The 16,584-nt window shown below is 67.1% G+C and carries 1 protein-coding gene; it reads left to right on the forward strand.

What is annotated here, in order from left to right:
• Nucleotides 1–106: 106 nt before the first annotated feature.
• A complete protein-coding gene (locus tag ACFW6D_RS21670; protein WP_379330770.1) occupies nucleotides 107–16,582 on the forward strand; it encodes a hypothetical protein in 16,476 nt (5,491 codons plus the stop codon).
• The last annotated feature ends 2 nt before the right edge of the window (nucleotides 16,583–16,584 follow it).

Raw genomic sequence — 16,584 nt, forward strand, 5'->3', positions numbered from 1 at the left:
CTAATAAACATTCCCGACCAGATGTGGGGGTTCGCCCCGTTACGGGCCGGTGGCCTCCCGCCATAGCGTCGATGCATCGTGCCGATTCACGAAGGAGCTGATTTCGATGACCACACCCATGGAGAACGCGATCCTGCAGTTCATTCTCGATCTGCTGCGCGACCCCAAGGCCGCCGCGGCCTACTGCAACGCGCCGGACAAGGTCATCGAACAGGCCCAGTTGTGTGCGACTCCGCAGTACATCGCTGCCTGCGCGCCGATGGTGGCGCGGTCGGTGTGTGACGGTGGCGGGGCGCCGCTGCGAGGGATCGTCGGGGCCGGCAACGGTGGGTACGGCGCGGGTGGAGGGTTCGGGGCCGGTCGTTTCGGTGCGGGGGGCGGTGGCGGTGGGGCTGCGGCGTATGGGGCCGGGCCCGCGATGTTCCTGGGTGGGCCGGGGCGTTGGTTCGGGCCGGGTGGGCCCGGTGGTGGTGCTTGGGGACCCGGTGGGGGAAATGGTGGAGCCGGTGGTGGTGGCCGCGGTGGTAGCGGTGGCAATGGTGGTGGCGGCAACGGTGGCAACGGAGGGGGTGGCAACGGTGGCAACGGTGGGGGCGGAAACGGTGGCGGCGGCAATGGGGGGCCCGGGGGGCCGGGTGGACCCGGAGGACCCGGTGGGAACAACGGTGGTGGCGGCAACGGTGGCAACGGTGGCAACAACACCAACAGCGGTAATACGACCAACACCAACAGCGGCAACACCACGAACAATCAGGGCAACGGCGACAACGAGATCTTCAGTCCCGACATCCTCACCGGCGATCCGATCAGCAACGTGCTCAACGGCAGCCCGATCGGCAACGTGCTCAACGGTGGTATCGGCAATCTCGGCGACGTCGGCAATCTCGGTGACGTCGGCAATCTGGCCGACACCCTCAACGAGGTCGTCAGCATCGGCAACCTCGGCGACACGCTCAACGATGTCGGCAACCTCGGCGACACGCTCAACGATGTCGGCAACCTGACAAACGCGGTCGGTGACATCTCCGGCCTCGGCGACGTCGCCAATCTGACCAACTCGCTCGGCGACCTCGGCGACGTGACCAACACGCTCGGCAATCTGGGCGACGTCGGCAACCTGACCAACACGCTCGGCGACCTCACCAATGTCGGCCAGCTCGGCGACCTCACCAACACTGTCGGCAACCTCGGTGACATCACCGGTCTCGGCGATGTGATCGGCGGCGGCAACACCCTTGGCGACGTCACCAACCTGGTGAGCGGCGCCAACATCGGCGACCTGGTCGGCGGCAACACCGTCGGCGACGTGACGAACCTGATCAGCGGCGCCAACATCGGCGACATCGCCAGCCTGGCCAACGGCAGCACCCTCGGCGACATCACCGGCATCGACGCGTTCAACGAAGCCGCCCAGATCGCCGCCGACATGACCGACGCGTTCAACGCCGTCCAGCTCGGCGACGCCCTGATCGGCAACCTCACCGCCCCCGTCTCGGTGGTCTCCGGGTCGCTCGGCGGCGTGAGCGGCGTCCTCAACGGGATCAGCCCGATCAGCAATGTGCTCAACGACTTCGGCGACGTCAGCCACGTCATCGAGGAGCTCACCCTCGGCGACTTCATCCAGACGCTCAACAATGTGGGCAACGTCGGCGACGTGATCGGCTCGTCCGGCGACATCAACGGTGTCGGCGACGTACTCGGCGGCGTCACCAACGTGGGCGATGTGCTCGGCAACGTCGCCTCTGTCGGCGACGTAACCGACCTCGGCGGAATCACCGGAATCGGTTCGGCCGGAGACATTCTCAGCAACATCGGATCCGTCAGCGGCGTAATCCAGAACGCGAATATCGGGGACGTGACCGACCTGGTCGATGCCGGGTCGGTTGGTGATGTGCTGGGTGGAATCACCAATATCGGGTCGCTCGGGGACGTGACAAATGTTGGTTCGGTGAGCGAGGTGCTCGGGAATGTCACCAACACCGGTGACGTGCTCAACAGTGTCGGATCTGTCGGCGATGTGAGCAACGTTGTCGGCGACGTACTCGGTGGTGTCACCAATGTTGGTTCGGTGGGCGACATTACAGACCTCGACGCGGTCAGCAATGTGCTCAACGGGGCGGGATCTGTCGGCGATGTGGTCGGTGGGGTCACCGATGTCGGTTCGGTGGGCGATGTGCTCTCGAACGTGACCAACACGGGCGACGTACTCGGCGACGTCACCAATGTCGGCTCGGTCGGTGACGTGCTCGGCGGGATCACCGATATCGACACCGGCACCGTCGGCGACGTGCTGAACGGCGCGGGATCCGTCGGTGATGTGAGCAACGTGGTCGGGAATGTGAGTCAGGTTGTCGGCGACCAGAACCTGACCGATGTCCTCAACGACGCCTCCATCGGCAGCGTCACCGACGTCCTCAACGGTGCCGGCTCGATCGGCGACGTCACGGATGTGCTGAACGGCTCGACCGTCGGCGATGTGTTGTCCAACAGCGGTGACGTGATCAGCAACGTCGGCTCGATCGGCGACGTGACCGACGTGCTCAATGGCGACGTCACCGACGTGGTGAGCAACATCGGCTCGGTCGGCGATCTGACGAACGTGCTCAACGACGCCGGCGTGGTCGGCGACGTGACCAACGGCAACGTCGGCGACCTGACCAACGCCGTCACCGGCATCGGAGCCATCGGCGACATCACGAACGTCGCAGGCGATATCGGGACGGTCGGCGACGTCACCGAGGTACTCAGCAATGTCGGCGACGTCAGCAACGTGGTCGGCGACGTGAGCAATGCGGCAGGCAACGTCGGTGACGTCACCGACGTGCTCAACGGGGCAGGCTCGATCTCCGATATCACCGGCATCGCAGGCGATCTCACCAACACCGGCGATATCGGCAACATCACCGGCGACCTCGTCGACGGTGGCATCAGCAACGTGGTCGGCGATGTCAGCAACGTGACCGGCGACATCGGCATCGGCGACGTCACCGACGTGCTGAACGGCGCGGGATCGATCACCGATGTGGTCGGCGATGTCAGCAACATCGGCTCGGTCACCGACGTTCTCAACGGCGCGGGCTCGATCAGCGACGTGACCAACACTGTCGGCGACACCCTCAATGGGGCAGGCGCGATCAGCAGTGTGGTCGGCGACGTGACCAACGTGACGGGCGACATCGGCTCGATCGGCGACATCAGCAATGTCGCAGGCAACGTGACCGACGTCCTCAACGGCGCAGGCTCGGTGGGCGACGTGACCAATGTGGTCGGCTCGGTGGTCGGAGATGTGGGCTCGATCGGCGACCTGACCGACGTCGGCAATATCGGCGGCGACGTGGTCGGCGACCTCACGAACGTGGGCAATATCGGTGGCGACGTAACTGACGTGGTCGGCGGAATCGGCAATGTCAGCGATGTGGTCGGCGACCTCACCAACGTAGGAAACGTCGGCAATGTCGCGGGCTCGGTCGGCGACGTGACCCAGAACATCGGCTCGATCGGCAGCGTCGTCGGTGACGTGACCGGCGTCGGAGGCTCGGTCGGTGACGTGCTCTCGGGCATCGGCGCCGTTGGCGGCGACGTCGGTTCGGTCGGCGACGTGAGCAATGTGGTGGGCGATGTCGGTTTGGTGGGTGACGTGATCGGTGACGTCACCGATGTCGGCGACCTGACCGACGTCGGCAATATCGGCGGCGACGTACTCGGTTCGGTCGGCGACGTGACCGGTATCGGCGGTTCGGTCGGCGACGTGATCTCGGGCGTCGGTTCGGTCGGTGACATCACCAATGTTGTTGGTGGAGTAGTCGGTGGTGACGTACTCGGCTCGGTAGGCGATATCGGTTCGGTCGGCGACGTGATCGCCGGCGTCGGTTCGGTCGGCGACGTCAGCAGCGTCGTAGGTGACGTCGTCGGCGGCGACGTGACCAATGTGGTGGGTGACGTGATCGGCAGCGACGTCGGTTCGGTGGGTGACGTGATCTCGGGTGTGGGCTCCGTCGGTGACGTCAGCAACGTAGTTGGCGACCTCTCCGGCGTCGGTGATGTGAGCAACGTGGTCGGCGACGTGGTTGCCGGTGTCGGCTCCATCGGTGATGTGAGCAACGTGGTCGGCGATATCGGTTCCGTCAGCGACGTCCTCGACGGTGGGATCGGTTCCGTCGGCGACATCACGCAGTCGGTCGGCGCGGTCGGCGACATCACCGGAATCACCGGTTCTGTCGGCGAATTCACCGGAGTCGCAGGCGATCTCACCGGTGTGGCCGGCGACCTCGGCTCGATCGGTGACATAAGCAATGTGGTCGGCGACGTGATCGGTGGCGACGTGAGCGGCGTAGCGGGCGACCTGACCAACACGATCGGCGACCTCACCGCGGTCGGCGGCGACCTCGGCTCGATCAGCGACGTGACCGGCGTAGCGGGTGACCTCACCGGAATCACAGGCGGCGTCTCCGGCGTAACAGGCGACGTCATCGGCACGGTGGGCGACATCACCGGCGTCGGCGGCGATTTGGGCTCCGTCGGTGACGTACTCGGCTCGGTCGGCGACATCACCGGAATCGCCGGTTCGGTCGGCGAGGTAACCGGCGTCGCAGGCGATCTGACCAACACCTTCGGCGACCTCACCAACACCGTCGGCTCGGTCGGCGACGTGACCGGCGTAGCGGGCGACCTGGTCGGCTCCGTCGGCGACGTATCCGGCGTGGCAGGCGACGTGATCGGTTCCGTCGGCGACATCGCCGGTGTCGCAGGCGACTTCACCGGCGTCGCGGGCGACGTCCTCGGCACCGTCGGTTCCGTCGGCGACCTGACCGGCGTGGCAGGCGACATCACCGACATCGGCTCGGTCGGCGATCTGACCGGCGTAGCAGGCGACCTCACCAACACCGTCGGCTCGGTCGGCGACATCACCGACGTTGGCTCCATCACCGATATCACCGGTGTGGCCGGTGACCTCTCCGGCATCGCAGGCGACTTCACCGGTGTTGCAGGCGATCTCACCAACACCGTCGGCTCGGTCGGTGACCTGACCAACACGATCGGCTCGGTAGGCGACATCACCGGTGTCGCAGGCGACCTGACCAACACGGTCGGCGACATCGCGGGCATCGCGGGCGGCATCGGCGACGTGACCGGAGTCGGCGGCGACCTGCTCGGCACCGTCGGCTCGATCGGAGACGTCACGAACACCGTCGGTGACCTGACCGGTGTGGCCGGTGACCTCCTCAGCAACGTCACCGGCACAGTCGGATCCGTCGGCGACGTAACCGGTGTCGCCGGAGACCTGACCAACTCCGTCGGCGACATCTCCGGTGTCGCAGGTGATCTCACCCAATCGGTCGGCGACGTGACCGGCGTGGCAGGTGACCTGACGAACACGGTCGGCTCCGTCGGCGACATCGCGGGCGGCCTCACCGGTGTGGCAGGCGACGTCACCGGAATCGCCGGTTCGGTCGGCGAGGTGACCAACTCGATCGGCGATGTCTCCGGTGTGGCGGGAGATCTCACCAATTCGATCGGCGACTTCACCGGCGTAGCAGGCGATCTCACCAACTCGATCAGCGGCATCACCGGTGACCTCACGGGCGTCGGCGGCGACCTCTCCGGCGTGACCGGCGACGTGACCGGCGTCGCGGGCGACCTGACCAACACGGTCGGCTCCGTCGGCGACATCGCGGGCGACATCACCGGCATGACAGGTGACCTCACCGGCGTAGCAGGCGACCTGACCGGCACTGTCGGCTCCATCGGCGACGTGACTGGCGTCGCGGGCGACCTGGTCGGCTCGATCAGCGACGTGAGCGGTGTCGCGGGCGACCTCACGAACACAGTCGGTTCGGTCGGCGACATCGCGGGTGTGGCAGGCGACGTCACCGGCGTCGCAGGCGACCTCACGAATTCCACGACCGGCATCGCGGGCGATGTGGGCAGCGTCGTCGGCTCGATCGGCGACGTCACCGGTGTGGCGGGGGACCTGACCAATACCGTCGGCTCCGTGGGTGATTGGACCAACACAGTCGGCAACCTCACCAACACCGTTGGGGACGTATCGGGGGTGGCGGGCGATCTCACTCAGTCGGTGGGTGATGTGTCCGGCGTGGCGGGCGACCTGACGAACACGGTCGGCTCGGTCGGCGACGTGACTGGTGTCGCGGGCGATCTCACCAACTCGATCAGCGATGTCAGCGGCGTCGCGGGCGATCTCACCAACACAGTCGGTTCGATCAGCGACGTGACCGGCGTAGCGGGTGACCTCGTCGGCTCGGTCGGCGACGTGACCGGTGTGACGGGCGGCATCGCCGGTGTTGCCGGTGACCTTACGAACACGGTCGGCTCGATCCGCGACGTGACCGGAGTAGCCGGTGACCTCGTCGGTTCCGTCGGCGACGTTTCCGGTGTTGCGGGCGATCTGACGAACACCGTCGGCTCGGTCGGCGACGTGACCGGCGTAGCGGGCGATCTCACCCAGACTGTCGGCGATGTGACGGGAACTGTTGGCTCCGCCGGTGATTGGACCAACACGGTCGGCAACCTGACCCAGTCCATCGGCGACGTATCCGGTGTCGCCGGCGACCTCACCGGCGTGGCAGGCGACCTGACCAACACAGTCGGTTCCGTCGGCGACATCGCAGGTGTCGCAGGCGATCTGACGCAGAACGTCGGCGACATCACCGGCATGACGGGCGACCTGACCGGCGTGGCGGGCGACCTGACCGGCGTGGCGGGCGACCTGACGCAAACAGTGGGCTCCGTCGGCGACCTGACAGGAGTCGCAGGCGACCTGACCGGCACCGTCGGCTCCATCGGCGACGTGACCGGCGTCGCGGGCGACGTACTCGGCTCCGTCGGCGATGTGACTGGAACCGTTGGCTCCGTGGGTGATTGGACCAATACGGTCAGCGACGTAACGAACGCCATCGGCTCGGTCGGCGACGTGACGAACACCGTCGGTGACCTGACCGGCGTAGCGGGCGACCTGACCAACACTGTCGGTTCGATCAGTGATGTGACCGGTGTCGCCGGCGACCTGACGGGCGTTGCCGGTGACCTGACGCAGACCGTCGGTTCGGTCGGCGACATCACGAATTCCGTCGGTGACCTCACTGGTATCGCAGGTGACCTCACGGGCGTGGCGGGTGACCTGACCGGCACAGTTGGTTCGATCAGTGACGTGACCGGCGTGGCAGGCGATCTGACGCAGACCGTTGGGTCGATCAGTGACGTAACCGGAGTCGCGGGTGATCTGACGCAGACCGTTGGGTCGATCAGCGACGTGACGAACACCGTCGGCGATCTGACCGGTGTCGCAGGCGACCTCGGTTCCATCGGCGACGTCACAGGCATCGCCGGTGATTTGACCCAAACCGTCGGCTCCATCAGCGACGTGACCGGCATCGCGGGCGATCTGACCGGCGTAGCAGGCGACTTGACCAACACCATCGGTTCTGTCGGTGACCTGACCAGTACGGTCGGTGACCTGACCGGCGTGGCAGGTGATCTCACCCAGACTGTCGGTTCGATCAGTGACGTGACGGGTGTCGCGGGTGATCTCACCCAGACTGTCGGTTCGATCGGTGATGTGACCGGCGTGGCGGGCGATCTCACCAACACCATCAGCAACGCGACCGGCGCTGTCGGCTCCATTGGTGACGTCACCGGAATCGCAGGCGACCTGACCGGAATTGCCGGTGACTTGACTGGCAATTCCGGCGACCTGACCAACACCGTCGGCAACGTCACGAACACCCTCGGCGACCTCACCGGCAATTCGGGTGATCTCACCGGGATCGCGGGCGGTGTGATCGGCTCGGTCGGCGACATCACCGGCATCGCGGGCGGCCTCGTCAACAACACCGGAGACTTGACCAACACCGTCGGCGACGTGACCGGCGTGGCGGGCGGCCTGCTCAGCAACTCGGGTGATCTCACGGGGATCGCAGGTGATCTCACCGGCGTGGTAGGCGATCTGAGCGGCATCGGCGACGTGACAGGTGTCGGCGGCGACCTGGTCGGTGATCTGACCGGTGTGGCCGGCGACTTGACCGGCAACTCCGGCGACCTGACCGGCTCCATCGGCGACGTCACGGGCGTGGCGGGTGGCCTGCTCAGCAACTCGGGCGACTTCACCGGCATCGCGGGCGACCTCGTCGGCTCGGTCGGCGACATCACGGGCAACACCGGCGACCTGAGCGGAATCACCGGTGACATCACCGGTGTCGCAGGTGACCTGACCGGCATCGTCGGCGACCCCAGCCTGATCGGCTCGGTGGGTGACATCACGGGTGTCGCAGGCGGCTTGGTGAACGGGGATCTCACCGGTGTCGGCGGCGACCTGCTCAGCAACATCAGCGGCGTAGCAGGCGACCTGACCGGCAACAGCGGTGACCTGACCGGTATCGCGGGCGACCTGACCGGCGTGGCAGGCGACCTCACCGGCAACACGGGTGACCTGACCGGCATCGTCGGCGACCTCAGCGGCGTCGGTGACATCACGGGCGTCGCGGGAGACCTCACCGGAGTAGCGGGCGGTCTGATCAACGGTGACGTGACCGGCGACCTGATCGACAACACGGGCGCGATCACCGGCGTCGCGGGCGGCCTCGTCAACAACACCGGCGATATCAGCGGCGTCGCGGGCGATTTGATCGGCTCGGTCGGCGATATCGGCAACAGCGGTGACCTGACTGGTGTCGCAGGCGACCTGATCGACAATTCCGGCGATCTGACCGGCACCATCGGCGATATCAGCGGCATCGCAGGCGATCTCACCGGCAACAGCGGTGACCTCACCGGCATCGCAGGCGACCTCCTCGACAACTCCGGCTCGATCGGCAGCATCTCCGACAACGTCGACGATCTGGTCTTCTCGGTCGGCGACTGGACCAACTCGGTCGGCGACGTCACCGGCATCGCAGGTGGCCTGGTCAACGGCGACATCATCGGCGACGTGACCAACGCGGGTGACCTCACCGGCATCGCGGGCGGTCTGGTCAACGGCGACGTCACCGGTGTCGCGGGTGATCTCACAGGAGTCGCCGGCGGGCTGGTGAACAACACCGGTGACCTCACCGGCGTCGCAGGCGGTCTCGTCAACGGTGACCTTCTCAGCGACATCACCGGCAACACCGGCGATCTGACCAACGTGATCGGCTCCATCACCAACAACGGCGACCTCGCCGGCGTGGCAGGCGGAATCCTCAACGGCGACATCACCGGTGACCTCGTCGACGGCGACTTGACCGGCATCGCAGGCGGTCTCGTGAACGGCGACGTACTCAGCGACATCACCAACAGCGGTGACATCGGCGGCGTGATCGGCACGGTCGGTGACATCACCGGCAACAGCGGCGACCTGACGGGCGACCTGCTGGACAACTCGGGCGACATCGGTGGCGTGGTCGGTGACATCACCAACTCCGGCGACATCGGTGGCCTGATCGGTTCGGTCGGCGATATCACCAACAACGGCGATATCGCCGGCGTAGCAGGAGGACTCGTGAACAACACCGGAGACATCGTCGGTGGCATCACCGGCAACAGCGGCGACTTGACCGGCATCGCGGGTGGCCTGATCAACGGCGACGTCACCGGCGTCGCGGGCGACCTGGTCGACAACTCGGGCACCCTGGTCGGCGACCTCGTCGACAATTCCGGCGACATCGGCGGGGTGGTCGGCGACATCACCAACACCGGCGACCTGCTCAGCGACATCACCGGCGACACCGGCGACCTGACCGGCATCGCAGGCGATGTGAGCGGCGTCGCGGGCGGCCTCGTCAACGGCGACCTCACCGGCATCGCAGGCGGTTTGGTCAACGGCGACGTCACCGGCGTCGCGGGCGACCTGCTGAACAACTCCGGCGTCATCGGCGGCGTCCTCAGCGACATCACCAACACCGGTGACCTGACCGGCGTCGCGGGTGGCCTGGTGAACGGCGACATCACCGGCGACCTGCTCGACAACTCGGGCGATATCGGCGGCTTGATCGGCTCGGTCGGTGACATCACCGGGGCCGGCGATTTGACCGGCGTCGCGGGCGACCTCACGGGTGTGGCGGGTGGTCTGGTGAACGGCGACGTGACCGGTGTGGCCGGCGACCTGACCGCGGGTCTGGTGAACGGCGACCTCACCGGCGTGGCAGGCGATCTCACCGGTGATCTGCTCGACAATTCCGGCGATATCGGCGGCTTGATCGGCTCGGTCGGCGACATCACCGGCAACACCGGCGACTTGACCGGCATCGCAGGCGGTCTCGTGAACGGCGACATCACCGGTGACCTGCTCGACAACTCGGGTGACCTGACCGGTGTCGCTGGCGATCTGACCGCAGGACTCGTCAACGGCGACCTGGTCGGCGACATCACCAACACCGGCGACCTGGTCGGCGATCTGACCGGTGTCGCGGGCGGCCTCGTGAACGGTGACATCACCGGTGATCTGATCGACGGCGACATCACCGGCGTAGCGGGGGATCTCACCGGAGTGGCGGGCGGCCTGGTGAACGGCGACGTACTCAGCGACATCTCCAACGGCGACTTCACCGGCATCGCAGGCGGACTCATCTCCAACACCGGCGACATCACCGGTGGCCTGGTGAACGGTGACCTGACCGGCGTCGCGGGCGATCTGACCGGCGGTCTCGTGAATGGCGATCTGACCGGCGGCCTGGTGAACGGTGACATCACCGGTGTGGCAGGCGACTTGACCAACGGTCTGGTCAACGGTGATCTCACCGGCGATCTGCTCGACAACTCCGGCGACATCGGCGGCCTCGTCGGTTCGATCACTGACAACGACATCACCGGGGGACTCGTCAACGGCGACCTGACGGGTGTGGCCGGCGGAATCCTCAACGGCGACATCGTTGGTGACCTGACCGATGTCGGCTCGGTCGGCGACATCACGGGCGACCTCGTGGACGGTGACATCACCGGCGGACTGATCAACGGCGACGTACTCAACGACATCACCGGTGTCGCGGGTGGCCTGGTCAACGGGGATGTGACCGGCGATCTTCTCGATGTCGGCGACGTGACCGGCGATCTCGTCGACGGCGATCTGACTGGCGTCGCAGGCGGCCTCATCGACGGCGACATCGTTGGTGATATCACCGACAACGGCGTTCTCACCGGCGATTTCCTCAATGACCTCTCGGCGGTCACCGGCGGCGTCGTCAACGGCGACATCCTCAGCGACATCACCGGTGCCGCGGGCGGTGTGGTCAACGGCGACATCGTCGGTGACATCACCGACAACGACATCGCCGGCCTGATCAACGGCGACGTCCTCAGCGGCATCAGCGACAACGAGCTCACCGGTGACCTGGTCGAGAACGTCGGCAATGTGACCAGCACCGGCGACGTCGCGAACCTCATCGGCCTCACCGGCCTGGCCGCGGCGGTCACCGGCATCGGCGGCGACTTCATCGGTGGCGACCTGATCGGCGGCATCGACCTGACCGGCCTCGCGAGCGACCTGTTCGACAACTCCGGTGACATCACCGGTGTCGCAGGCGGCCTCGTCAACGGCGACGTTCTCAGCAACATCACCGACAACGATTTCGTCGGCGGCGTCCTCAACGGCGACATCACCAACACCGGCGACATCGGCAACCTGGTCGGCGACCTTACGAACACCGGCGACCTCGGCGGCGTGGTCGGCGACATCACCGGCGGTGACCTCACCGGTATCGGCGCGATCGGCGACCTGACCGGTGTCGCAGGCGGAATCCTCGACGGCGACGTGACGAACGTCGGCGCGATCGGCGACATCACCGGAGGCCTGGTCGGCGGCGATGTTGTCGGTGACATCACGGGTGGTCTCGTCAACGGCGATGTTGTCGGTGACATCACCGGTGGTCTCGTCGGTGGTGACCTGGTCGGCGACCTGACGAATGTCGGCAATATCGGTGACGTCACCGGCGGCTTGATCAACGGCGATGTGACCGGTGACCTCCTCGACGGCTCCATCGGCGACATCACCGGCGACCTCGTCGACGGCGATCTGACCAACGTCGGCAACATCAGCGACCTCACCGCCGGCCTGATCAATGGCGACGTCACCGGCGATCTCCTCGACGTCGGCGACGTCGGCGACATCCTGAGCGGCGACCTCTCCAACACCATCGGCGACATCACCACAGACCCGAGCGGTGCCCTCATCGGCTCCATCGGCGACCTGACCGGTGTCGGCGGCGACCTGACCGGAATCAACGACGTGACCGGCATCGCCGGTGACCTGACCAGCACGGTGGGTGACATGACGGGACCTCTGAGCGGCAACGACATCACGGGCACGATCGGCGACATCACCGGGATCATCGGCGGCGATGGTGGCGGCGGGGGCGGTGGCGGTGGCGGCACCGGCGGCCTTCTCGGCGACATCACCTGGGTCGGCGACGTGACCGGCGTGGCGGGCGACCTGTCCGGCATCACCGATTCCTTCAGCGACGTGACCGCGGTCTTCGGCGACTGGTCGAACATGATCGGCGACGTCGGCGGCACCTTCGGCGATCTGACCGGCGCCTTCGGTGATCTGAACGTCGGCGATCTGGTGGGCGATGTCTCGGGCGTCTCCGGCGACTGGTCGGCCATGATCGCCGGCATCAGCGACAACGCACTCGAGATCACCGGCTTCGGCAGCGGTCTGGTGAGCGACCTCGTGTCGGTCTCGGGCGACTGGAACAACACTTTCGAAGGCATCACCGGCAGCTTCGGCGACGTGGTGAACGTCGGCGGCGACCTGCTCGGTTCGGTGACCGGCATCGGCGGTTCCGTCGGCGACATCGGCGGCACCTTCGGCGACCTCACGGGTTCGCTCACCGGCATCGGCGGTTCGGTCGGCGACATCACCGGTTCGCTCACCGGCATCGGTGGCTCGGTCGGCGACATCACCGGCTCCCTCACCGGAGTCGGCGGATCGCTCACGGGTATCACCGGTTCCTTCGGCGATATCACCGGCAACCTGTCCGACGTGTTCGGTGACGTGACCGGTTCGTTCGGCGACCTGACCGGCTTCGGTGGCGACATCACCGGTTTCGTCGCCGACATCACCGGTATCGGCGGTGACCTCACCGGTTCGTTCGGTGACCTGACCGGCTTCTTCGGAGACTTCACCGGTATCGCCGGTGACGTGGCCGCCTTCACCGGTGACCTGACCGGCATCGTCACCGACGTAGCCGATGTGACCGGCATCGGTGGCGACCTGATCGGCTCGGTCGGCGACCTCACCGGTGTAGGTGGCGTTGTCGGCGACGTGACCGGCTCGATCGGTGACATCAGTGGGATCGCAGGTGATGTGACTGGTGTTGCCGGTGGCATTGCGGGAGACATGACCGGCATCGTCGGCTCGATCGGCGACGTGACCGGAGTTGTAGGTGACCTTGACCTTTCTGGCATTGGGGATGTGAGTGACATGGGCGACATCAATATCGGCGGCAACAACAACATTTTCGGCGCAGGACTCAACGATGTGAACGGCATCGGCGACGACTTCGGCGGCCTTGCGAACAGCGTGGCGAGTGCCTGGGAGGACGTGCAGATCCAGGGCATCGGCGGCCAGGTCGACGAGTCGCTGAACAACTTCGGCGGCCTCGGCAACGGCGCGCTGACCGGAGCGCTGGCGGGAGGCCTGGTCGGCGGCGACCTGACCGGCATCGGCGCCCACGACGTGACCGATGTTGTCGACGTCGATGATGTCGCTTCGAATATCAACGACGTCACCGCCAACGGCATCGGCGCGGCGATCGACGAGAGCAACGTGCTCAACAACATCACCGGCGTCGGCGGTGCAGGCGGCGTCCTCAGCGGTGACGGTGGCCTGGCCGGTGCGGGCGGTCTCCTCAGCGGCAACAGCGTCACCGACTTCGCCGACCTCACCGACATCACGACCAACGGCATCGGTGCGGCGATCGACGAATCCCCGATCACCGGCGTCGCAGGCGGTCTGCTCTCCGGCGACGGTGGCTTGGCCGGTGCGGGCGGCGTCCTCAACGGCGACGGCGGCCTGCTCGGTGCGGCCGGTGTCGGCAACGACCTGCTCGCCGCGGGTGGCGACGGAGGCCTGTTCGGTGGCGCCACGGACACCACCATCAACGGCATCGGTGCGGCGATCGACGAGAGCGCCATCCTCAACAACGTCAACGTCGAGGACATCACCGGCATCGGCGGCAATGTCGACGACATGGGCGGCATCCTCAACGGCGACGGCGGCCTGGCGGGCGCGGGCGGCGTTCTCAACGGTGGTCTGCTCGGCGACGGCGACGGCGGCCTGCTCGGTGGCGTCACCAACACCGGCGACATCACCGGCGTCGGCGACCTCGTCGACGGTGGCGTGGCCGGTGTCGCGGGCGGTCTCCTCAACGGTGCGGTCTTCGAGGACATCACCACCAACGGCATCGGCGCGGCGATCGACGAATCCAACGTCCTCAACAACATCAACGACGGTGGCATCGCCGGCGTGGCGGGTGGCCTGCTCAGCGGCGACGGCGCGGCGGGAGGCGCACTCGGTGGCCTGCTCGGCGGCGGCCTGGTCGACGGCGACATCACCGGCCTGGCAGGCGGCATCTTCAGCGGCGACTTCGAGGACATCACCACGAACGGCATCGGTGCGGCGATCGACGAGTCCACCTTCACCGATCTCGTCGACGTCGAGAACATCACCGGTATCGGTGGCGCGCTCGGCGGCGACGGCGGCTTGGCCGGCGCGGGTGGCGTCTTGAACGGCGACGGCGGCCTGGCCGGCGCGGGCGGCATCCTCAATGGTGCGGCGTTCGAAGACATCACCGGCATCGGCGGCAACGTCGACGACCTCGGCGGCATCGCCAACGGCGCGGCGCTCACCGGCCTCGCGGGTGGCGTCCTGAGCGGCGACTTCGAGGACATCACGACCAACGGCATCGGCGCCGCGATCGACGAATCCAACGTCCTCAACGACGTACTCGACGGCGGTGTCGCCGGAGTCGGCGGCGCGGGCGGCGTGTCGGATGTGGTCGACGGTGGTGTTGCCTCCGGCCTGCTCGGTGGCGCGGTCTTCGAAGACATCACCACCAGCGGTATCGGTGCGGCGATCGACGAATCCAACGTCCCGATCCTCAACGACGTCCTCGACGGCGGCGTGGCCGGTATCGGTGGCGCGGGCGGTGCGGCGGACCTGATCGACGGCGGCGTGGCTTCCGGTCTCCTCGGTGGCGAAGGCGGCCTGCTCGGTGCGGCGAACTTCGAGGACATCACCGCCAACGGCATCGGTGCGGCGATCGACGAGAGCCCGATCCTCAACGACGCGGTCGACGACGGCGTGGTCGATGTTCTCAACGGCGCGGTGTTCCAGGACATCACCGCCAACGGCGTCGGCGCCGCGATCGACCAGTCCCCGATCGGCAACGACTTGATCGACGGCCTGATCAACGGTTCCAACTTCGAGGACATCACCGGTGTCGGTGGCAATGTCGACAGCGTCGGCGGCGTCATGAACGGCATGACCGATGTGCTCAACCCGACTGCGGTGGCCGGACTGTTCAGCAGCGGCCTCAGCGGTTCCACGCACGACAACACCGGTTCGACGAACTCCTCGCCGTACAGCTCGGCCACCTCGGCCGCTTCCGACGGCGCGGCTTCCGCGGCGAACGCGGCCAGCGCCCTCACCGGCGCCGCGGCCACCACTGCGGGCCTCGCCGCTCTCAGCGACGACGATCTCGGCTTCGACCTGGGCAACACGTTCGACAACGCGGGTCTGGCCACCGGCCTCGGCGACCTCTCCGGTATCGCCCCCGGCGAGCCGAACCCGTCGGGCACCGGCTTGGAAACCGGTTTCGCCCCGCTCGACGCGGTGACCGGCGCGATCACCGGCGACTCGACCGGCGGCGGCATCCTGGGCGGCGTCCTGCCGACCGGCGACGCGGGACTGCCCGCCGGCGATCTCGGTGGTGTGGTCGGCGGCCTGACCGGCAACGTCCCCACCGACGGTCTCCCCACCGGCGACGGCCTCGTCCCGAGCCTCGACGTCTTCCCCGACACCGCGCACATCCTGCCCACCGACACCACCGGCGGTCTCCTCGATGGCGCCACCGACGTAGTCGGCTCGGGTCTGGAAACCGGTTTCGGCACCGTCGACGGTGTCACCAGCGGTCTCCTCGGTGGCGACGGCGGCCTGCTCGGCGGCGGCGTCCCGACCGACCTGAACGGTTCGGGCGCCCCCTTCGACACCACCGCAGGCCTCGGCTCCACCGTCACCGACACCGTGGGCGGCGCGACCGATACCGGCCCGCTGCCCGGCCTGGACTACACCCCGATGCCGACTCCGGCCCCGACAGCTCCGGTGTACGACACCGGCGAAGCCGCAGCGGGCGGACTCGCCGACACCACCGGCGCGGCAACGGGCGCGGTCACCGACACCGCCGGTGCCGCGACGGGCGGCCTGACCGACACCACCAGCGGTCTCACGGGATCCCTGGACGGCGTGGATGTGGGCGGCGCCTTCGGTCCCGGCCTCGGCGCCACGGATACGGGCCTGCTGGGCGACTCGAGCACGACCACCCCGGATTCCGATGACGGTGGCGGCCTGCTCGGCGGCGGCGGACTGCTCTGAGA

The sequence above is a fragment of the Nocardia sp. NPDC058705 genome (genome assembly GCF_042749305.1).
Classification (GTDB): Bacteria; Actinomycetota; Actinomycetes; order Mycobacteriales; family Mycobacteriaceae; genus Nocardia.

What these genes read in the sequence shown, in the direction of transcription:
- ACFW6D_RS21670 (WP_379330770.1), top strand. Translation starts at nt 107, where the DNA reads ATGACCACACCCATGGAGAACGCGATCCTGCAGTTCATTCTCGATCTG.